The sequence below is a fragment of the Brevundimonas sp. UBA4553 genome, from assembly GCF_002387245.1.
Taxonomy (GTDB): Bacteria; Pseudomonadota; Alphaproteobacteria; order Caulobacterales; family Caulobacteraceae; genus Brevundimonas.
In genome coordinates, this window is the sequence record NZ_DGLD01000021.1 from 22,461 (window position 1) to 42,642 (window position 20,182).

The 20,182-nt window shown below is 66.8% G+C and carries 19 protein-coding genes; 15 read left to right on the top strand and 4 right to left on the bottom strand.

Annotated features, from left to right (window positions below; genetic code table 11):
• The first annotated feature begins 76 nt into the window (after positions 1-76).
• The 11 genes from B4A39_RS15200 to B4A39_RS15250 all read left to right on the top strand — a co-directional run bounded on the left by B4A39_RS15200 (position 77) and on the right by B4A39_RS15250 (position 10,651).
• Positions 77-1,366 carry a YceI family protein gene (locus tag B4A39_RS15200; RefSeq protein ID WP_292037419.1) on the top strand — a complete coding sequence of 430 codons (1,290 nt, stop codon included), beginning with the start codon at positions 77-79 and terminating at the stop codon, positions 1,364-1,366.
• A gap of 233 nt (positions 1,367-1,599) precedes the next feature.
• Positions 1,600-3,123: a serine--tRNA ligase gene (gene serS, locus B4A39_RS15205; RefSeq protein WP_292037420.1), complete on the top strand. Its 1,524-nt coding sequence runs from the start codon at positions 1,600-1,602 to the stop codon at positions 3,121-3,123.
• Complete coding sequence (gene surE / locus B4A39_RS15210; RefSeq protein ID WP_292037421.1) at positions 3,123-3,914, top strand: 5'/3'-nucleotidase SurE; 792 nt, start codon at positions 3,123-3,125, stop codon at positions 3,912-3,914. Before serS ends, surE begins: the two co-directional genes overlap by 1 nt.
• The gene (locus B4A39_RS15215) at positions 3,911-4,555 is read left to right on the top strand and encodes a protein-L-isoaspartate(D-aspartate) O-methyltransferase (RefSeq protein ID WP_292037422.1); all 645 of its coding nucleotides are present in this window, start codon (positions 3,911-3,913) and stop codon (positions 4,553-4,555) included. Before surE ends, B4A39_RS15215 begins: the two co-directional genes overlap by 4 nt.
• A gap of 81 nt (positions 4,556-4,636) precedes the next feature.
• Positions 4,637-4,966 carry a GIY-YIG nuclease family protein gene (locus tag B4A39_RS15220; RefSeq protein ID WP_292037423.1) on the top strand — a complete coding sequence of 110 codons (330 nt, stop codon included), beginning with the start codon at positions 4,637-4,639 and terminating at the stop codon, positions 4,964-4,966.
• A gap of 149 nt (positions 4,967-5,115) precedes the next feature.
• The gene (locus tag B4A39_RS15225) at positions 5,116-6,201 is read left to right on the top strand and encodes a M23 family metallopeptidase (protein ID WP_292037424.1); all 1,086 of its coding nucleotides are present in this window, start codon (positions 5,116-5,118) and stop codon (positions 6,199-6,201) included.
• A 146-nt stretch (positions 6,202-6,347) separates the two neighbouring features.
• Complete coding sequence (gene yajC, locus B4A39_RS15230) at positions 6,348-6,662, top strand: preprotein translocase subunit YajC (protein ID WP_105562350.1); 315 nt, start codon at positions 6,348-6,350, stop codon at positions 6,660-6,662.
• A gap of 41 nt (positions 6,663-6,703) precedes the next feature.
• Complete coding sequence (gene secD / locus B4A39_RS15235) at positions 6,704-8,302, top strand: protein translocase subunit SecD (protein ID WP_292037425.1); 1,599 nt, start codon at positions 6,704-6,706, stop codon at positions 8,300-8,302.
• Positions 8,302-9,273, top strand: a complete 972-nt coding sequence (gene secF / locus B4A39_RS15240; protein WP_292037426.1) for a protein translocase subunit SecF — start codon at positions 8,302-8,304, stop codon at positions 9,271-9,273. The genes secD and secF overlap by 1 nt, the downstream gene beginning before the upstream one ends.
• A 90-nt stretch (positions 9,274-9,363) precedes the next feature.
• Positions 9,364-9,984 carry a hypothetical protein gene (locus tag B4A39_RS15245; RefSeq protein ID WP_292037428.1) on the top strand — a complete coding sequence of 207 codons (621 nt, stop codon included), beginning with the start codon at positions 9,364-9,366 and terminating at the stop codon, positions 9,982-9,984.
• A 40-nt stretch (positions 9,985-10,024) separates the two neighbouring features.
• Positions 10,025-10,651: a squalene/phytoene synthase family protein gene (locus tag B4A39_RS15250; protein ID WP_292037430.1), complete on the top strand. Its 627-nt coding sequence runs from the start codon at positions 10,025-10,027 to the stop codon at positions 10,649-10,651.
• Here the strand turns inward: B4A39_RS15250 and B4A39_RS15255 are convergent.
• A complete protein-coding gene (locus B4A39_RS15255; protein WP_292037431.1) occupies positions 10,648-11,139 on the bottom strand; it encodes a MarR family winged helix-turn-helix transcriptional regulator in 492 nt (163 codons plus the stop codon). The two genes, B4A39_RS15250 and B4A39_RS15255, sit on opposite strands and share 4 nt — an antisense overlap.
• A 68-nt stretch (positions 11,140-11,207) precedes the next feature.
• Between B4A39_RS15255 and B4A39_RS15260 the strand changes: the two genes are divergently transcribed.
• Positions 11,208-12,413 (top strand): MFS transporter, encoded by a 1,206-nt coding sequence (locus tag B4A39_RS15260; protein WP_292037432.1) that lies wholly within the window; start codon positions 11,208-11,210, stop codon positions 12,411-12,413.
• Between the two features lie 94 nt (positions 12,414-12,507).
• On the top strand, positions 12,508-13,233 hold the full coding sequence (locus B4A39_RS15265) for a sterol desaturase family protein (protein WP_292037433.1): 726 nt from the start codon (positions 12,508-12,510) through the stop codon (positions 13,231-13,233).
• Positions 13,234-13,239: 6 nt separating this feature from the next.
• Here the strand turns inward: B4A39_RS15265 and trmFO are convergent, their stop codons facing one another.
• The gene (trmFO, locus tag B4A39_RS15270; RefSeq protein WP_292037434.1) at positions 13,240-14,637 is read right to left on the bottom strand and encodes a methylenetetrahydrofolate--tRNA-(uracil(54)-C(5))-methyltransferase (FADH(2)-oxidizing) TrmFO; all 1,398 of its coding nucleotides are present in this window, start codon (positions 14,635-14,637) and stop codon (positions 13,240-13,242) included.
• A 104-nt stretch (positions 14,638-14,741) separates the two neighbouring features.
• On the opposite strand from trmFO, the gene B4A39_RS15275 reads away from it, so the two are divergent.
• Both B4A39_RS15275 and B4A39_RS15280 read left to right on the top strand, forming a co-directional pair.
• On the top strand, positions 14,742-15,668 hold the full coding sequence (locus tag B4A39_RS15275) for a hypothetical protein (protein ID WP_292037435.1): 927 nt from the start codon (positions 14,742-14,744) through the stop codon (positions 15,666-15,668).
• A gap of 21 nt (positions 15,669-15,689) precedes the next feature.
• Positions 15,690-16,580: a hypothetical protein gene (locus B4A39_RS15280; RefSeq protein WP_292037436.1), complete on the top strand. Its 891-nt coding sequence runs from the start codon at positions 15,690-15,692 to the stop codon at positions 16,578-16,580.
• Between the two features lie 26 nt (positions 16,581-16,606).
• Here the strand turns inward: B4A39_RS15280 and uvrA are convergent, their stop codons facing one another.
• Both uvrA and B4A39_RS15290 read right to left on the bottom strand, forming a co-directional pair.
• Entirely contained in the window at positions 16,607-19,546 is a 2,940-nt protein-coding gene (gene uvrA / locus B4A39_RS15285) for an excinuclease ABC subunit UvrA (protein WP_292037437.1), read from the bottom strand.
• 100 nt (positions 19,547-19,646) lie between these two features.
• The gene (locus B4A39_RS15290) at positions 19,647-20,171 is read right to left on the bottom strand and encodes a group III truncated hemoglobin (RefSeq protein ID WP_292037439.1); all 525 of its coding nucleotides are present in this window, start codon (positions 20,169-20,171) and stop codon (positions 19,647-19,649) included.
• Positions 20,172-20,182: the final 11 nt, after the last annotated feature.

Sequence of the window (20,182 nt, forward strand, 5' to 3'; positions counted from 1 at the left end):
CTGAGCTCTGCCGTCTGGGTCCCGGATCGCTCTTGCAGAGCGTCCGGGATGGCGGATGTATTTTGTGAGTTCTGTAATGCCCGCCAGCCGTTACACCCCCGTCGCCATCGCCCTGCACTGGGCCATCGCGGTCGCCATCATCGCCATGATCCCGATGGGCTGGTGGATGAGCGAGGCGATCAACGAGCCGGCCAGTCAGGCGCTGGCCTATCGGGTGTTCCAGATTCACAAGTCGGTCGGCTTTCTGATCCTGGCGCTGACGGCGCTGCGGCTGGTCTGGCGACTGACGCACCGGACGCCGGGGATGCCGGCGGAGATGAAGACCTGGGAGACGTTCGCGGCGCGCGCGACCCATGCGGCCTTTTATGGCCTGATGCTGGCCTTGCCGCTGACACGCTGGCTCTATGTCTCGGCGGGCTGGGCGGTGGCGACGGACACGCCGCTGGCGGTAGCGACCAGTTGGTTCGGTCTGTTCACCGTGCCGCATCTGCCCTTCATCGGCGAGGCGGCGGCGGGGCTGCGCCGGGCCGTGGCTTTCCAAGCCATGGGAGCTCACGGGCTGATGGCCTGGGGCGCGGTCGTGCTGATCGTGCTGCACGTCGGGGCGGCGCTAAAGCACCAGTTCATCAATCGCGACGGGGTTCTGGCCCACATGATCCCGGTGCTGACGCACGGCGAGGGACGGACGGCGCCTGAGCCGAAGCCCTTGCTGCGTCGGTCCGAGCGTCTGGCCGGGCTGGGTTTCATCGCGGCTCTTGCCGTGGCGGGCGGCATCGCGGCCAAGCCTGCGCCTCTGGCGGACGGGGCAGGGGCTGAGGCCCATGTTGCAGCGACGCCCGCTCAGGCCGAGGCGGCGGTCACGCCCGGCACGGCGACGGCCTGGACCATCGACCCGGTGGTCTCGCGCATCGAATTCACCGGCACTCACGCGGGCAAGGCCTTCAAGGGGCGGTTTGAGCAGTGGGAGGGTCAGGTCTGGTTCGATCCGGCCGATCTGGCGGGGTCGAAGGCCGTGGTGCTGGTCAGGACCGACACGGCCAGGACGGGCGACGCGACGCAGGAGGGTTCCCTGACCGGGGCGGAGTGGTTCGACCCGACCGCCTATCCGACCGCGCGGTTCGAGGCGACGACGTTCAAGGCTCTGGGCGGAAACCGCTTTGAGACGACGGGGACGCTGCGGATCAAGGCCGTGACCGTGCCGGTGGTCCTGCCCTTCACCTTCGACGAGGCCGACGGCGTGGCGACGGTGGTCGGCAAGCTGGAGCTGGACCGCACATTGCTGGACCTCGGCATGATGTCCGACGCGGGCGGCGACTGGGTGTCGAAGGCGATCGGGGTGGAGATCAGGGTGAAGGCGAAGCGCTGACGCCCACCCCCCGTCATCCCGGAAGCGGCGCAGCCGCTATCCGGGACCCAGACGTCAAAGACATACAGGGCCTGTCGCGTCTGAAATCCACTGCCTGGGTCCCGGATCGCCTCTGCGAGGCGTCCGGGATGACGGCGTCAGGCGAAGGTGAGAGCGCTTAGGGGTTTGCCCGACTCCGCTCTGGGCGTTACAGCCTTCGGCTTCTCCTTAACGAGCGCCCGAAGAGCGACGCCATGCACGATATCCGAGCCATCCGCGACAATCCCGAAGCCTACGTCGCCGGCTGGTCGTCGCGCGGGGTGGATGACGCCCAGTCCGTTGTTGATCGTATTCTGGCGCTGGACGTCGATCTGCGCGCGGCCCAGACGACGGGTCAGGAAGCCCTGGCCAAGCGCAACGCCGCCTCCAAGGCCATCGGCGCCGCCATGGGCAAGAAGGACATGGCCGAGGCCGATCGGCTGAAAGCCGAGGTCGAGACCCTGAAGACCGACATCGCCGAGGCGGGCGAGGCCGAAGCTGCGAAGGGCGCCGAACTGCGCGACCTGCTGGCGGGGCTGAAGAACCTGGCCGCCGCTGACGTGCCGAATGGCGCCGACGAGAACGACAACGTCGAGGTCCTGACGTGGGGCGAGCCGCGCACGACCGGCCCGGCCAAGGATCACGCCGACCTGGGCGAGGCCCTGGGCCTGCTGGACTTCGAAGCCGCCGCCAAGATGTCCGGCTCGCGCTTCGCCGTGTTGAAGGGCCAACTGGCGCGTCTGGAACGCGCCATCGGCCAGTTCATGCTGGACTTGCAGACGGACAAGCACGGCTATCTGGAAGTGAACCCGCCGTTCTTGGTCAAGGACGACGCGATGTTCGGGACCGGGCAGTTGCCGAAATTTGAGGAAGACCTTTTCAAAGCGGAAGCTATCGACTGGGATGCCGTTCGCCGTGTCAGCGAGCATCGTGGTGACGTTACCGGTAAGGCTGCGGCTGCAAGGCTTGCCTTGATTGAGACGGACCTCAAGGAAAGTTTGGATGCCGAGGACGCTGAGGCCGCATATGAAGGCGCAGTGGAACAGATCCGTGATGAAGTCACGGAGCGAGAAGTTGCGGCTATCGTAGCTCGGATTGAGGGTGGCGAATTTTCAGACCGTCGCTACCTCATCCCCACCGCCGAAGTCTCCCTGACCAATCTCGTGCGCGAGCAGATCCTGGGCGAGGACGAGGTGGCCGAGCCGATGCGTCTGACGGCGCTGACGCCCTGTTTCCGGGCTGAGGCCGGGTCGGCGGGGCGCGATACGCGCGGCCTGATCCGCCAGCACCAGTTCAGCAAAGTCGAGATGGTCTCTATCTGTCGTCCTGAAGACTCTGAAGCGGAGCACGAGCGCATGACGGGTTGCGCCGAGGCGGTGCTGCAGGCGTTGGAGCTGCCCTATCGCAAGGTGCTGCTGTGCAAGGGCGACATGGGCTTCTCGGCGCAGAAGACCTATGATCTCGAGGTCTGGCTGCCCAGCCAGAACACCTATCGCGAGATCAGCTCCTGCTCGAACTGCGGCGACTTCCAGGCCCGGCGTATGGACGCCCGGTTCAAGCGCGCGGGTGAGAAGAAGACCGAGTTCCTGCACACCCTGAACGGCTCGGGCCTGGCGGTCGGCCGCACCCTGGTCGCGGTGATGGAGAACTATCAGCAGGAGGACGGCTCGATCGCCGTGCCGAACGCGCTGCTGCCCTATATGGGCGGCCTGACCACGGTGGGTTCGGTTTCCAAGTAATGCGTATCCTCCTCACCAACGACGATGGCATCGAGGCGGAAGGCCTTGAATGTCTTGAGAAGATCGCTCGCGCCTTGTCGGACGACGTCTGGGTCGTCGCGCCCCAGACCGAGCAGTCGGCCAAGGGGCGGGGGATCACTCTGACCGAACCTCTGCGGGTCAACAAACTGGGCGACAAGCGTTTCGCCGTCACCGGCACTCCGACCGACTGCGTCATCCTGGCGGTCAACGACCTGATGCCCGAGAAGCCCGATCTGGTGCTGTCGGGCGTCAATCGCGGCCACAACGTCGGTGAAGACGTCAGCTATTCCGGCACGGTGGCGGGCGCGCTGCAGGGTATGGCCTTCGGCATTCGCTCCATCGCCCTGTCGCAGTCGCTGGAACGCTTCCACGACGACGTGGTGGCCCACTGGGAGACGGCCGAAGCCTTCGCGCCCGGCATCATCGCCAAGCTGCTGGAGCAGACGTGGGAGGACGGCGTGGTCATGAACGTCAACTTCCCCAAGCTGCCGCCGGAACTGGTCAAGGCGGTCGAGGTGACCCGGCAAGGGTTCCGCGACATCGGCGAGATGCACGCGGTGCGTCGGACCGACCTGCGCGGCCGGGACTACTACTGGATGGCCTTCCGCGGCGCCCCCCAGGAACACGCCGAGGGCACCGATCTGCGGGCCATGGACGAAGGCCGCATCTCGGTCACGCCGCTGCATATCGACCTGACGCACATGCGCAGCGTCAATGATCTGAAGAAGGTGCTGGGCGGCGCCCCACCCAAGGGACCGCTGGAAAAATGAGCCTGTCGGACGACCGCGCGGGCCGGTTGATCCTGTCGCTGCGGCGGCAGGGGGTGACCGATGCGCGGGTGCTGAAGGCGATGGAATCCATCGACCGGTCGCTGTTCGTCCATGAGAAGTTTCTGGATCAGGCCTGGGAGGACCAGGCCCTGCCGATCGACTGCGCCCAGACGATCAGCCAGCCCTATATCGTCGGCCTGATGACCCAGGCGCTGGAGGTCGGTCCGCGCCACCGCGTGCTCGAGATCGGCACCGGCAGCGGTTATCAGTGCGCGGTGCTGAGCCGTCTGGCGCGGTTCGTCTATTCGGTGGAGCGCTACAAGAGCCTGCTGACCGAGGCCGAGGCCAAGCTGAAGCTGCTGGGGGTCGACAATGTCTTCACCCGACACGGCGACGGCGGACAGGGATGGCTGGAGCAGGCGCCCTTCGACCGGATCATGGTCACGGCGGCGTCGCCGCACGAGCCGACAGAGCTGCTGAAGCAACTGAAGCCGGGCGGGGTGCTGGTCGCGCCCGTGGGACGCAGCTCGGTGCAGATGCTGAACCGCTATACCGGCCAGGACGACGGCAGCTTCCGCCGCGAGAGCCTGTGCGAGGTCCGCTTCGTGCCCCTGGTCGAGGGAACGGCCAAGGAGGGGTAGGGGCGTCCGCCATCCCATCTTGTCATCCCGGAAAGCCCGAAGGGCTTATCCGGGACCGCCGGAAGCGCTACCGTTGGCGACATGCGCGAAGACAAGCTCTTCACCGTCTACATCGTGACCAACACGACACGCGGCGTTCTCTACGTCGGCGTGACATCCGACCTGCTGGGGCGGATCCAGCAGCATCGGGAGCGGACCTATTCAGGCTTTTCCAGCCAATGGGGTCTGCGGAAGCTGGTCTGGTATCAGGTCTTTGATGATGCTGAATCCGCGATCAGTTTCGAGAAGCGGCTGAAGCGGTGGCGTCGTGACTGGAAGTTCGAGCTGATCGAACGGATGAACCCCACGTGGGACGATCTGTGGGAAGTCACCTTCTCGCCTGGGGGCGGTGTTCTGGGTGGTCCCGGATAAACGCTTCGCGTTTTCCGGGATGACGAGGAAGTGGAACCGCCCCCGGTTAACCTTTCCGCCCCACTTTGGCGCCGTTTGGCGGGTTGGCTTGGCTGCGCTTCCGGGGCACACCGGGGGCAAGGCAATTCAAGGTTAAGAAGGAGGGGCGCATGGGCGGCTTCACAGGCTGGATCAGGGCGGCGGTCGTCGTCGGCGGAGCGCTGACGGTCACGGCGTGTTCGACCTATCCGAGCGAGCCGCGCTATTCGACGCGCCCGACGGGCATTCCTTCGACGCAGCCGGCCTATCCGCAGGGACCGACGCAGACGCCGCAGAACCCCTATTATGGCCAGCCTGCACCCCAGCCGCAGACGCCGGCGCGGCCTTATGAAGAAGAGGGCGTGCGGGCGCCGACCGTGAGCATCGAGGGCGGCGGCCTGCCGCCTGCCGGTGGTCCGGCCTATCCTTCGACCGGGGCGCCGACCACCACGACGCCGACGCCTTCGAGCAGCGGCCCCGTCATGCCGGGCGCGGCCTATGTAATTCAGCAGGGTGATACGATTTCGGGCGTGGGCCGGCGTTTCCAGACGCCGGTGCAGATCCTGATTGACCTGAACGGCCTGGGCCCGCGGGGCGCCATCAGCCAGGGCCAGCGCATCGTCCTGCCCGACAGCGCTGTCGACACCGGCTCCGACCCCTACGCCACGGGCCCGTCGCCCGTGGGCGTGCGAACACCCAACAACGGCGTGATCCCGCCGCCGCCGCCGCCGCCCAGCGGCAACGCCGCCCTGCCGCCGCCGACGCGCGCGCCGGCCGTAACGTCCTCGTCGCCGGCTTCCCCGGCGCAGGGGGCGGCCCTGGGCCAGGCCCTGGCCATGCAATGGCCGGTACGCGGCGATATCCTGCGTCGCTTCGGCCCCGTCGGCATGGGCGAGCGTAACAATGGCGTCAACATCGGCGCTGCGGCCGGGACCGAGGTCAAGGCCGCCGCCGCCGGGCGCGTGGCCTATGTCGGCGACGACCTGCCGGGGCAGGGGCTGACCATCCTGATCATCCATCGTGACGGCTGGCGCACGGTCTATGGCCACCTGGGCTCGGCCACGGTGCGGGACGGCGCAGAAGTCCGGGCGGGCCAGGTGGTCGGCACGGTGGGCCTGACGGCGGGCGACGGCCGGCCCTCGATTCACTTCGAGACGCGTCAGATGCGCGGCGACGACCCCGTCGCGGTCGACCCGCTGAGCATCCTGCCGCGCTGACTTGCGGCCGCCCGGCGTGTCCGGGCGGCATCGCCTGCGCGCAGAGACGTCAGGCCGCGTTGCAAATCGGCACGGCGCGCCCTAGGTTCCGCGCCTCATTTTAATGGGGCCCCCGTTTCAAGGTCGGCCCGGTTCGGGGAGTTTCCATGCCTACTGGTTCCGAAGGCGGCCTGATGGCCATCGTGGTGCAGATCGCGCCGATCGTCGCGATCTTCATCCTGTTCTACTTCCTGATGATCCGCCCGCAGCAGAAGCGGATGAAGGCTCACCAGGCGCTGATCGCCGGCGTCAAGCGCGGCGACGAAGTCGTCCTGTCGAACGGCATGGTCGGCAAGGTGACGCGCGTTGAAGACGCCGAGGCCATGGTCGAGATCTCGCAGGGCGTGAACGTCCGCGTGGTCAAGTCGATGATCGCCGAAGTGCGCAACCGCACCGCCATCGCCGCCAACGACAAGGGCTGAGCGGCTTTCGCCGCTGAAGCTCGCCCGAAAAGAGCCCTGACATGATTCAGCTTGCGCGCTGGAAAATCGTCCTGGTCGTGCTGTCGCTCGTCATCGGGCTGCTGCTGGCCTTCCCGAGCATGCTCAGCCAGGCCCAGCGCGACGCGCTGCCCGGCTGGCTGCCCAAGAACGGCCTGAACCTGGGCCTCGACCTGCAAGGGGGCTCCTACCTCCTGCTCGAAGTCGATGTGCCGGAGATGCGCAACAAGCGCGTCACCAATCTGATGGAAGACGTGCGGGTCGCCCTGCGCGAACAGCAGATCAACATCGGCGCCATGCAGCGCGAAGCCGGCGGCGTGGTTGTCACCATCGCCGACCCGGGCCAGTTCGACACGGCCCTGACCGAACTGCGCACGCTGGCGCAGACCGGCGCGGCCGCGACCGGCCAGCCGGACCGCACGGCTACGCGCCTGAGCGGCAACCGCATTCGCTTCGCCTTTACCGACGCCACGCTGAACGGCATGGGCGCGACGGCGGTGGATCAGTCCATAGAGGTCGTGCGTCGTCGTCTGGACAGCTCGGGCACCAAGGAAATCGCCATCACCCGTCAGGGCGCGGACCGCATCGTGGTTCAGGCGCCGGGGCAGAGCGATCCTGCGGAGCTGGAGCGTCTGGTCGGCCGCACGGCCCAGCTGACGTTCCAGATGGTCGACACCTCAAGCACGGGCTTGCAGGACGCCATGGCCGGCCGCGTGCCGCCTGACGCTGAACTGCTGACCGATGATCAAGGCACGCCCTATCTGGTCAAGAAGCGCATCCTGGTGTCGGGCGAGAACCTGACCCGCGCCGGCGTGGGATCGGATCAGAACGGCCGTCCGGCCATCGACTTCCGCTTTGACGGCCAGGGCGCGCGTCGCTTTGGCGAGGCCACCGCCCAGAACATCGGCAAGCCCTTCGCCATCATTCTGGACGGCAAGGTCATCTCGGCGCCGACGATCCAGGGCGCCATCGCGGGCGGCACGGGTCAGATCACCGGCAACTTCTCGATCCAGTCGGCGGCTGAGCTGGTCAACCTGCTGAACGGGGGCGCCCTGCCGGCGCCGCTGAAGGTGGAGGAGCGCCGCGTCGTCACCGCCGAACTGGGCGCTGACGCCGTTCAGGCCGGCATGGTTTCGACCATCATCGGCTTCATCCTGATCTGCGTCTTCATGATCGGCGCCTATGGCTTCCTGTTCGGCGGCGTGTCTGTGCTGGGCCTGATCCTGAACGGCATCCTGATCATCGCCGCCATGTCGCTGTTCGGCGCGACCCTGACCCTGCCTGGCATCGCCGGTCTGGTGCTGACCTTCGCCGTCGCCGTTGACGCCAACGTTCTGATCTACGAGCGGATGCGCGACGAAGCGCGAGCAGGTCGATCCGTCATCGCTTCGATGGACGCCGGCTTCAACAAGGCCATGGGCACGATCATCGACGCCAACCTGACGACTCTGGTGGCGGCTCTGATCATGTTCATGTTCGGCGCGGGCCCGGTTCGCGGCTTCGCCTGGACGCTGACGATCGGCGTCTTCACCTCGATGTTCTCCTCGGTGATGGTCGCCCAGGTGCTGCTCGGGTATTGGCTCAAGGTCGCCAAGCCCAAAAAACTGCCGATCGCGGAGTGATGGCGATGCGTGGATGGCCCCTCATCAAACTGCTTCCGCAGAAGACGAACTTCCGGTTCGTCAAGTATGCGCCCGCCGCCGGCGTGATCTCGCTGATCCTCTGCGTCGCGTCGATCGTCGGCTGCTTCTATCCCGGCCTGAACATGGGCATCGACTTCCGGGGCGGCGCCTCGATGGAGGTGTCCAAGCCCGCTGGCCAGGTGCTTGAACTCGACCAGGTGCGCAGCGCCGTCAGTGAACTGGGGCTGGGCGATGTCCAGGTCCAGGGTATCGACAGCGACAGCAGCGCTATCGTTCGTTTCCAGATTCCGGAAGGCGAGGCCCAGGGCGCTGTCGTTCAGAAGGTCGAACGCGCCATTGATCAGGCCGTGGGCGAAGTTAAGTACTCCGGCATCAGCGTGGTTGGCTCCAAGGTATCGGGTGAATTGTTCGTCAATGGCCTGCTGGCCCTGGCGGCCGCGATCGCCCTGATGTTCGTCTACATCTGGTTCCGGTTCGAACCCCAGTTCGGCTTCGGCGCGGTGGCGGGCCTGGTGCACGACATGGTGCTGACCTTTGGTCTGATCGCCCTGTTCCGGTTCGAGTTCAGCCTGAACACCGTGGCGGCCATCCTGACCGTCATCGGCTACTCGATGAACGACACCGTCGTGGTCTTCGACCGCCTTCGCGAGAACCTGCGCAAGTACAAGACCATGCCGCTGCGCGAGGTGATCGACCTGTCGCTGAACGAGACCCTGTCGCGGACCATCATCACCGGCGTCACCGCCGTGGGCGTGCTGGCGGTTCTGGCCCTCTACGGCGGCGAGGCCCTGTTCGGCTTCTCCATCGTGCTGATGGTCGGCATCGTCATCGGCACCTACTCCTCGATCTATGTCGGGGCGCCGATCATCCTGCTGTGGGGCGTGAAGCGCGGCGGTTCGGTCGATGAAGACGCCAAGCCGGTCAAGTTCGGCATGGCCAGCCGGCCGTAAGGCCCGGTTTCCTGAAAAGGCTCCTCCTTCCCCGAGCCGGGGAGGGAGGAGTAAGGTCAAGCTTCCTGATTCCGACCCGGGGAGGGGCGCATGGCCAAGCTGCTTTCAAACTTCAGAACGACCTTCCTGCTTAGCATCCTGTTGGCGGGGGTCATGATCTTCGCCTTCGGTCGCATCGCGCCCGGAGGGTTTGATTTGGGCTTTGCGCAGGCGGTCCTGCGCTGGGTGCACGTTGTCGCCGGAATCCTCTGGATCGGGCTGCTCTACTACTTCAACTTCGTGCAGATCCGGGTCATGCCGTCGATCCCGGCCGAGCTGAAGCCCGCCGTCAGCAAGCATATCGCCCCCGAGGCCCTGTTCTGGTTCCGTTGGTCGGCGCTGGTGACGGTGTTGGCGGGGATCGCGGTGCTGTTTACGCGTGGCCACGCCTACGCCCACGAAGTCCTGACGCTCGGCCTGGCCGGCGGTCTGAACGCCGGGGACCAGCAGTTCACCCTGATGGGGATCGGCGTCTGGCTGGCCATCGTCATGTTCCTGAACGTCTGGGGCGTGATCTGGCCGAACCAGAAGCGGGCGCTGGGCATCGTCGTCGTGGATGATGACAAGAAGGCCCGGGCCGCCCGCATCGCCATGCTGGGCAGCCGCACCAACCTGCTGCTGTCGCTGCCGATGCTGACGGCGATGGCCATGTATCAGACGCTGTTCGGCTGAGGCTTGCGCCGCGTCGCGCAATGGCCGATGGCCTTGCGCGATGACTGTTGATCTTGATGCCCAGGTCCGCGCCGCCGATCCCGACCGCTGGCTGTCCAGCCGGTTCGTGGCGGACGAGCAGAAGCGCGCGGACCTGATCGCCCTCTACGCCCTTGAGGCCGAACTGCTGGCCATTCCCACCCGCGTCACCCAGCCCATGCTGGCCGAGATGCGCTACACATGGTGGGCCGAGCAGATGGACGGCGTCTTCGCTAATACCCCGCGCGTCGGCCATCCCGTGCTGGAGGCCCTGACGGCCGCTGTCGCCCGGCACGGGCTGGACCGCGCGCCGTTCGACGCCCTGATCGAAGCCCATATCGGCCGGGTGCATGGCGAGCCGCACGATCTGGACGCCTTCTACGTCAGCCCCATGCAGGTCGCGGCGCGGATGCTGGCGGGCGAGGAACATGACGCCGCCGTTGCCGAGGCCGGGCGCTTGTGGGCGCTGTCCCAGACGGGACGAGGCGACGAGGCGAGGGCGCTAAGGCCTGTCGCCAACGCCGGGCTTGGGAAACTGCCCGCTGGCGCCTTTCCGGCGGCGGCCCATGCGGCCCTGGCCGGTTTCGATCACCCGGAGCCAGTGAAGCGGCTACGACTGCTTTGGGCGGTGCTGCGCGGTCGCATCTAGTCGCAAAGGCCGCCGATCAGGCGGGCCAGCAGAGCGTTCAGCGTCTTCTGTTCATCAGGCGACAGCGGCGTGAGGATGTCGCGCGCCGCTGCTTCATGTTGGGGCATGATGGTTTCGATCAGGTCAAAGCCCTTGTCCGTCAGGCGAACCAGGGTCGCCCGGCGGTCGGTCGGGTGAGGGCGGCGCTCGACCAGTCCGGCCTTCTCCAATCGATCAATGCGGGCCGTCATGCCGCCGGACGACATCATCGCCGCTTCGAAGAGCGCCGTCGGCGTCAGACCCTCGGGCGCGCCCGAGCGGCGCAGCGTCGCCAGGGCGTCGAACTCGCCCTGTTGCAGGCCATGACGGGCGTAGAGGGGCGCCTGGCGTTCCCGCGCGACCAGGATGGAAGCCTCGTGCAGGCGGCCCAGCGCCTCCATCGGCAACATCTCCATGTCGGGACGCTGGACGGCCCATTGGGCGGCGGCGCGGGAAGCTCTGTCGGGCATGAGTTATCTTGACATCGAGATACTTGAGGTCGAGAGAGTAGCGCGAATTCTCAGCGGAGTCCCCTGTCATGAGCGCACGGTCCGAGATCGACGCAACGCGCAGCGCGTCCTTGCTGCTGTTGGCGGCCATCTTCGCCCTGGCGCTGAACCTGCGCCCAGCGATGGCGGCGGTCGGGCCCTTGCTGGACCTGATCGAAGCGGCGACAGGGATGGATTCCACCGCCGCCAGCCTGCTGACCACCCTGCCGGTGGCGATGATCGGTCTCGGCGCCCTGTCGATCCGGCCGCTACGACGGCGGTTGGGCGAGCGGCGCGGCGTCCTGCTGGGCGCGCTGCTGATCGGCGGGGCCTGCCTGGCGCGGGCGGTGCTGCGGGACACGGCGGGTCTGATCGCCAGCGCGGCGGTTGTGGGTGCCGGCGTGGCCCTGATCCAGGCCCTGGCGCCGGTCGTCATCAAGCGGGCCTTTCCGACGCGGTTCGGCACGGTGATGGCCGTCTACACGACCGGCATCATGGGCGGGGCGGCGATCGCGGCGGCGACGGCGGCGGGATTGGCGGAGGCGGTCGGCTGGGCCTGGACGCTGGCGCTGTGGAGCCTGCCGGCCTTTGTCGCGGCGGTCGTCTGGCTGATCGCCGCGCGCGATCCGGCGACGGAGGAACCGGACCGGGCGGCCGCGGTCGAGGTGGCGCACCCCGAGATCCCCTTCTGGAAGCAGGGCCGGGCGTGGAGCCTGATCCTGATCATGGGACTGGGGACATCGGCCTACACCCTGGTGCTGGCCTGGTTGCCGCCCTTCTACGTCGATCTGGGGCAGGCGAGGGCGACGGCCGGTTATCTGCTGAGCGGCATGACCGGGGCCGAGGTGGCGGCGGGGATCATCGTTTCGCTGGTCATCGCTCGCTTCCCTGACCGGCGCGGGCCGATCCTGATGGCGCTGGTGCTGGCCCTGATCGGTCTGGCGGGGCTGGTGGTCGCGCCAGTGTCGCTGGCGGTTCCGGTTGTAGTTGTCATGGGGCTGGGCATCGGGGCCATCTTCCCGCTTACCCTGATCCTCGCCATGGATCAGATCGACGACCCTGCTCGGTCCGGCGACCTGCTCGCCTTCGTGCAGGGCGGGGGCTACATCATCGCCAGCCTGTCGCCGCTGGCCGCCGGTCTGCTGCGGGACCACATGGCCGACCTGACGGGGGCCTGGGTGCTGATGGGCGTCGGCGTCGTGATGCTGGGTGCGATGACGCTGCAGTTCCGGCCGGGTCTGCCCAAGTTGAGCTGAGGGCCCGCATTTCAAGAAGCGAGACGTTTTCCGCTTGTTCGGGCCGCCTACGGGGCCTCAATATGCCGTGTCGTGTGGCGATTAGGGGACGCGCATGCTGCTGCTGGTCTATTTCGCGACCTTCGCCATCTTCTCGGTTATCTTCACGCGAGAGGTTATCGCGCCGGCTTCGGGCGCATCATGCGACAAGCGGTGGCGCATCTACGCGGGTGGATTGAACGCCGCCAACCTGTTCGTGGTCGTTGGTGCGGGCTTTCTGTTCAAGAACTGGATCGACGGCTATTCGCTGTTGAGGCTCGGAGATCGGTTGGGCGTCGGATGGGGAAGTGCAGCCGCCTTCCTACTTTCGAGCTTCGTGGCCTATGGCTATCATCGCGCCGTCCATCGGTCGGACCGTCTCTGGCGCTGGATTCATCAGTTGCATCATAGTCCCACGCGGATTGAGGCGCTGACGGCCTTCTACGTCCATCCGTTCGATGCGCTGCTGGCGAGTTTGCTCAACGCCTTGATCGCCTATGTGGTGCTCGGAGTTCACGCCCCGGCGGCAGGCTTGGCCCTATTGTACGTGACCCTGTTCAACCTGATCGCCCATGCTGACCTGCGGACGCCGCAGTGGCTGGGCTTCTTCGTGCAACGCCCGGAGATGCATCGATTGCATCATGAGCGAGGCGTCCACGCCAGCAACTACGGCCTGCCAGTCATCGACATGGTGTTTGGCTCATGGCGCAACCCCAGAACCGTCGATGTCGAATGCGGCTTTCCGGACGACAAGGAGAGGCTGATCGGCCGGATGCTGATGCTCAAGGACGTCGACGGCTGAGATCGATCAGTCCGCGTCCCGCCAGGCCTTCAGAGCCTCCATGGCGCGGATGCTCTGCAGGCGCTTCTTGGCGCGGCCGCGTTCCTTGGGATGGATGCGCTTGCCGTCCTCGTCGACCTTGGGGGCCTCCAGCGGAGGCAGCAGGCCGTAGTTGATGTTCATGGGCTGGAACTTGGAGCCGGCCAGGTGGCCGCCGGTGATGTGCTCGACCAGGGCGCCCATGGCGGTTTCCGGCGGCGGGGCTGACAGGTCTCGGCCGAGAGCCTGAGCAGCCGCCAGTCGGCCGGTCAGCAGGCCCATGGCTGCGCTTTCGACATAGCCCTCGACACCCGTCACCTGACCAGCGAAGCGCAGGCGCGGCATGGCCTTCATGCGCAGTTGCTTGTCCAGCAGTTGCGGGCTGTTCAGGTAGGTGTTGCGGTGCAGGCCGCCCAGACGCGCGAACTGGGCGTTCTGCAGGCCGGGGATCATGCGGAAGGTCTCGGCCTGCGCTCCGTGCTTCAGCTTGGTCTGGAAGCCGACCATGTTGAACAGGGTGCCCAGGGCGTTGTCCTGGCGCAGTTGAACGATGGCGTAGGACTTGACCTTGGGGTCGCGCGGGTTGGTCAGGCCGACAGGCTTCATCGGGCCGTGACGCAGGGTCTCGCGGCCGCGCTCGGCCATGACCTCGATGGGTAGGCAGCCGTCGAAGTAGGGGACGTTCTCCCAGTCCTTGAACTCGGCCTTGGGCCCGCCCAGCAGAGCGTCGATGAAGGCTTCGTACTGCGCCTTGTCCATCGGGCAGTTGACGTAGGCGGCGGCGTCGCCGCCCGGGCCTTCCTTGTCATAGCGCGACTGACGCCAGGCGATGTCGAAGTCGATGCTGTCGGCGTGGATGATGGGCGCGATGGCGTCGAAGAAGCTGAGGCTTTCCTCGCCGGTCATCTTCAGGATGGCGTCGGCCAGGGCGGGCGAGGTCAGCGGGCCGGTGGCGACGATGACGTTGTCCCACTCCTCAGGCGGCAGGCCGGCGATTTCCTCGCGCACGATGGTCACGAGGGGGTGGGCTTCCAGCTTGGCCGTCACCGCCTGGGAGAAGCCGTCGCGATCGACGGCCAGGGCGCCGCCCGCAGGGACCTGGTGGGCGTCGCCGCATTCCATGATGATGGAGCCGAGCGCGCGCATTTCCGCGTGCAGCAGGCCCACGGCGTTGAACTCCCAGTCGTCCGAACGGAAGGAGTTGGAGCAGACCAGCTCGGCCAGACCGTCCGTCTGGTGCGCGTCGGTCTTGATGCCCGGCACGCCGCGCATTTCGTGCAGGATGACGGGCACGCCCGCCTGGGCGATCTGCCAGGCGGCTTCGGAGCCGGCGAGGCCGCCGCCGATGACGTGGACAGGTTTTGGAGAGGAGGCTGCGTTCGACATGGCGGCCTTCTAGCGGGCTGCGCGCCGTCCGTCAGCCCGTCATTGCGGCAGGGTGGCGAAGCGGGGCGGCTGTGGCGTATGACGGGGCTCAAGAGGAGCCCATCATGACCACGGCGTTTTCCATAGGCGAGGCCCTGGCCTCCGGCTTCAGGCTGTCGAAGCGTCGGCCGCTGCAGGTCTGGACGTGGGGGATCGTGTCTGTCGCGCCGTCGCTGCTGATGGGCGCGCTGATGCTGCGGCTGTTCGGCGCCATCGCCCTGACCGACATGGCGGGGGACGAGCCCTCGGCGGAGTTCGTCGGACAGATGATCCAGTTCCAGGCCCTGTCGGGACTGGCCAACATCCTGCAGATGCTGATCTGGGTCGTGGTCACGGCCGCGATCTTCCGCACGGTGCTGTTCCCGCAGCGGCCTGCGCCGTTCGCCGGACTGAGGATTGGCATGGACGAGGTGCGCATCGCCGTCGTCGGGTTGGCCCTCGTGGTAGGCTTTTATGCCGCGGCCATTGTGATCGCTCTGCTGGCCTTCGCCGTCGGCGCCGGACTGTGGTTCGTGTCGGAAGCAGCGGCGGTCGCGGTGGGACTGGCGGTGGCGTTGGCGGCGGGCCTGGCTGTGTGGGGCGTCATCCTGCGGGCCTGTCTGATCATGCCCGCCAGCGTGGCCCTCGGCGATTTCGCCTTTGTTCAGGGCTGGAGGCTGTCCAAGGGGCAGGTGCTGAGGCTGCTGGGGCTGAGCCTCGCGATCGTCGCGGTCGTGCTGGCCATAGAGCTGGCCCTGCTGGCGATCGTCGCCGTGGTTCTGTTCCTGGCCGCCGGGCTCAATGTCTTCAGTCTGGCCGCCATGCTGGAGCAGGGGGCGCCGCCAACCGTAGACTGGGGCGTGCTCATCCCCTGGGCGCTGGCGGCCTTCGTGCCCCTGTCCTGGCTGCAGGGGTTCCTGAGCACGGTGATGATGGCCCCCTATGCCGAGGCTTGCCGGTCGCTGCTGGCGCAAGCGCCGCAGGACGAAGCGCGTCCGGTTGCGCTAGGCTGATCGGGAATCGAGGACGACTGCATGACCTTTTCCGCCACCGACTGCGCCTTTGAGGGCTTCCGCCTTACGCGTCGCGCGCCTCTCGCCGTCCTGTTGTGGGCGGCGGCCTACGCCGTCTTCTTCGGCCTGCTGTTCCTGCTGGTCGGGCCTCACTTCGTCACCATCCTGTCCCTGATCTCTCAGATGGAGGGGCAGACCGAGCCGCCGCTGGATGCGATGGAGCCGCTGATGCAGGCCTATGGCGTCATCATCGCCTGGGCGGCGCCGCTGGGCCTGTTGTTCAGCGCGGTCGTAAGCACCGCCATCGCGCGCGCTGTCATTCAGCCGGAGTCGCGCCAGTTCGGTTATCTGCGGCTGGGCAAGGACGAACTGCGGGTTCTGGGCGCCAGTCTGATCGTGTCGCTCGCCATGTTCGGCGTCGCCTTTGCGGGCTTCACGGTCGTCAGTCTGCTGGCGGCGCTCGCCATGGCGGCGCCGGCCTTGTGGCTGGGCGTGGTTCTGCTGTCTCTGGCCTTGATCGCCCTGGCGGCGTGGCTGTCGGTTCGCCTCAGCCTGGTCGTTCCGGCGACCTTTGCAGAGGGAAGGATCACGCTGAAGCCAGCCTTCGCCATGACGGGCAAGAGGGCGTTCTGGCCGCTGCTGGGCATGGCGATCATCGCCTGGGTCCTGGCCATGCTGGTCGGCCTGCTGGGCTCGGCCGTAGCGGCTCCGCTCAGCCTGATGGTCGGCGGGGCCGAACGTCTGGTCGGCATGGAAGGCGCCAGCGTCCCGCGTCTGCTCGGCGCCCTGGGCCCGATGCTGGCGGTGTCTCTGGTGGTCAATGCGGTGATGACGGCGGCGCAGGTCGCCATCATGTATGCGCCCTTCTCGGCGGCCTATCTGCAGATCAAGGGCGCGGCGCCGCGGGTTTGATCAGGCAAGAGGCCTGACCGATCCGGTCAGGCGCTCTTGCGGGCGCGGGTCTTCTTTTCGGCCTTCTGGACCTCGGGCAGGGCGGCCACGCGCGCCTTGCGGCGCTCTTCGTGGCGATCCAGAACCTCCTTGAGGTATTTGCCGGTCCAGCTGGCGGTGTTGTCGGCGACCTGTTCCGGCGTGCCGAAGGCCACGATCTCGCCGCCGCCGTCGCCGCCCTCGGGACCGAAGTCCAGCAGGTAGTCGGCGACCTTGATGACATCCAGGTTGTGCTCGATGACGACGATGGTGTTGCCGTTGTCGACCAGTTCCTGAAGCACCTCCAGCAGCTTGCGCGTGTCCTCGAAGTGCAGGCCCGTCGTCGGCTCGTCGAGGATGTAGAGGGTCTTGCCGGTGGCGCGGCGTGCCAGCTCCTTGGACAGCTTGACCCGCTGGGCTTCGCCGCCGGACAGGGTTGTGGCGGGCTGGCCGACCTTGACGTAGCCCAGCCCCACGCGCTCCAGCGTCAGCATCTTGTCGCGGATCGAGGGCACGGCGTTGAAGAAGCGCGCGGCCTCTTCAACCGTCATGTCCAGAACGTCGGATATGCTCTTGCCCTTGAAGACAATTTCCAGGGTTTCGCGGTTGTAGCGCTTGCCCTTGCAGACGTCGCAGGTGACGTAGACGTCGGGCAGGAAGTGCATCTCGATCTTGATGACGCCGTCGCCCTGACAGGCCTCGCAGCGGCCGCCCTTGACGTTGAAGCTGAAGCGGCCGGGACCGTAGCCGCGCGCCTTGGATTCCGGCAGGCCCGCATACCAGTCGCGGATCGGGTTGAAGGCGCCGGTATAGGTGGCAGGGTTCGAGCGCGGGGTGCGGCCGATCGGCGACTGGTCGATGTCGATGACCTTGTCGAACTGCTCCAGCCCCTCGATCCGGTCGAAGTTGGCGGGCGCGTCCGAGGCGTTGTGCAGGCGGCGCGCGGCGGCCTTGTACAGGGTCTCGATGGTGAAGGTGGACTTGCCGCCGCCGGACACGCCGGTGACGCAGGTGAACAGGCCGACGGGGATTTCGCCGGTGACGTTCTTCAGATTGTTGCCGGTCGCGCCGCTGATCTTCAGCATCCGCTTGCGATCGACCGGGCGGCGGCCTTCGGGCGGCAGTTCGATCTCGCGTGCGCCGGTCAGGTACTGGCCGGTCAGCGACTTGGGATTGGCCATGACTTCGGCGGGCGTGCCCTGGGCGCAGATTTCGCCGCCGTGGACGCCGGCAGCCGGGCCCATGTCGATGACGTAGTCTGCGGTCAGGATGGCTTCCTCGTCATGCTCGACCACCAGGACCGAGTTGCCGAGGTCGCGCAGGCCCATCAGGCTTTCCAGCAGGCGGGTGTTGTCGCGCTGGTGCAGGCCGATGGAGGGTTCGTCCAGCACATAGAGGACGCCGGTCAGGCCCGATCCGATCTGCGACGCCAGGCGGATGCGCTGGCTCTCGCCGCCCGACAGGGTGCCGGAACTGCGCGACAGGCTGAGGTAGTCCAGCCCGACGTTGTTCAGGAAGCGAAGCCGGTCGGTGATCTCCTTGAGGATGCGGCGGCCGATCTCGCGCTGCTTGTCCGTCAGACTCTCTTCCAGCGTCGAGAACCAGAGGTAGGCCTTTGAAATTGAAAGCCAGCTGATCTCGGCGATGTCGGCCGCGCCGACCTTGACCGCCAGGGCCTCGGGCTTCAGGCGCTTGCCGCCGCAGACCTCGCACGGGGTCTCGGACTGATAGCGGCCCAGCTCCTCGCGGACCCAGGCGCTGTCGGTCTCGCGCCAGCGGCGCTCGAGGTTGGGCAGGACGCCTTCGAAGGTCTTGGCGACCTCGTATTTGCGGGCGTTGTCGTCATAGACGAACTTGATCTTCTCGCCGCCCGAGCCATGCAGGATGACCTTCTGGGCCTGTTCCGGTAGGTCGCGCCAGGCCTTGTCCATCGAGAAGCCGTAGTGCTGGGCCAGGGACTGCAGGGTCTGGGTGTAGAGCGGCGAGGGGCCGCGCGCCCAGGGGGCCACGGCGCCCTTGTGCAGGGTCTTGTCGCGGTCGGGGATGACCAGGTCGGCGTCGAAGGCCAGCTTGACCCCCAGGCCGTCGCAGGTCGGACAGGCGCCGAAGGGGTTGTTGAACGAGAACAGCCGCGGCTCGATCTCGCTGATGGTGAAGCCCGAGACGGGGCAGGCGAACTTCTCGGAGAAGACGATGCGGCGCGGCTCTTCGCCTTCGGCCGCCTTGGCCCATTCCGCCGTGGCGATGCCATCGGCCAGGTTCAGTGCGGTCTGGATGCTGTCGGCGTATCGAGGCTCAAGACCTTCTTTGGTTACAATGCGGTCCACGACGATATCGATGTCATGCTTGAACTTCTTGTCCAGAGCTGGAGCGTCCTCGATGGCGTAGAATTCGCCGTCGATCTTGAGGCGCTGGAAGCCCTGCCGCTGCCACTCGGCCATTTCCTTCTTGTACTCGCCCTTGCGGCCGCGAACGACCGGGGCCAGCAGCAGGATACGCTCGCCGTCAGGCAGGGCGGTCAGCTTGTCGACCATCTGGCTGACGGTCTGGCTCTCGATCGGCAGGCCGGTGGCGGGCGAATAGGGCACGCCGACGCGCGCCCACAGCAGGCGCATGTAGTCGTGGATCTCGGTGACCGTGCCGACCGTCGAGCGCGGGTTCTTGGACGTCGTCTTCTGTTCGATGGAGATGGCCGGCGACAGGCCCTCGATCAGGTCCACGTCCGGCTTGCCCATCAGTTCCAGGAACTGGCGCGCATAGGCCGAAAGGCTCTCGACATAGCGGCGCTGGCCCTCGGCGTAGATGGTGTCAAACGCCAGCGAGGACTTGCCCGACCCCGACAGCCCGGTCATCACGACCAGCTTCTCGCGCGGGATATCGACGTCCACGCCCTTGAGGTTGTGCTCGCGGGCGCCGCGAACGCGGATGAAGTTGTGCTTTTCGGTCATGGAATCCGGGAACGCGGAAGACCCCGAAACGGTCCGGGGCGACGCCGCTATATGGGGATCAATTCGTCGGAAACAGCAAGAACAATATGAGAACTTGCGCTCAGCCTTCGGGCGTCCAGGCGGGTTCGGGGCGACGGTAGCGTTCGCCGGGGCCGACCAGGACGCCGTTGGCGTTGGCGACGCCCAGTTCCAGGCTTTCGGCGATGCGGCGGGCGCGGACGATGAAGTGGTCGGCGGCGACGGGCGGGCAGAGGTCGCGAGCGGTCGCCTCGAAGATCTCAATCCAGCGGTCGAAGTGGCGGGCGTCGATGGGCAAGGGCAGGTGTTTCGGCATGGGGCGGCCCTGATAGACGCCGGTGGACAGGGCGACCGAGGACCAGAAGAGCTTCATCTGTTCCAGATGCGGGCCCCAGTCCGCGATCCGCTCGGCGAAGATGGGGCCGATGACGCCGTCGTCGCGGACGCGGGCGTAGAAGCCCTCGACCAGGGTGTCGATCAAGGTCTCGTCGATACCGGTTTCGTCCCGGATTCGCTGGACGGCTTCGGCCCGGCGGGCGGCGGCCTCGGTGCGGTCGGGGGCGGGGCGGTCGATGCGGAAGGCGACGGTTCGGTCGGGGGCGGTCATGGCCAGAAGAT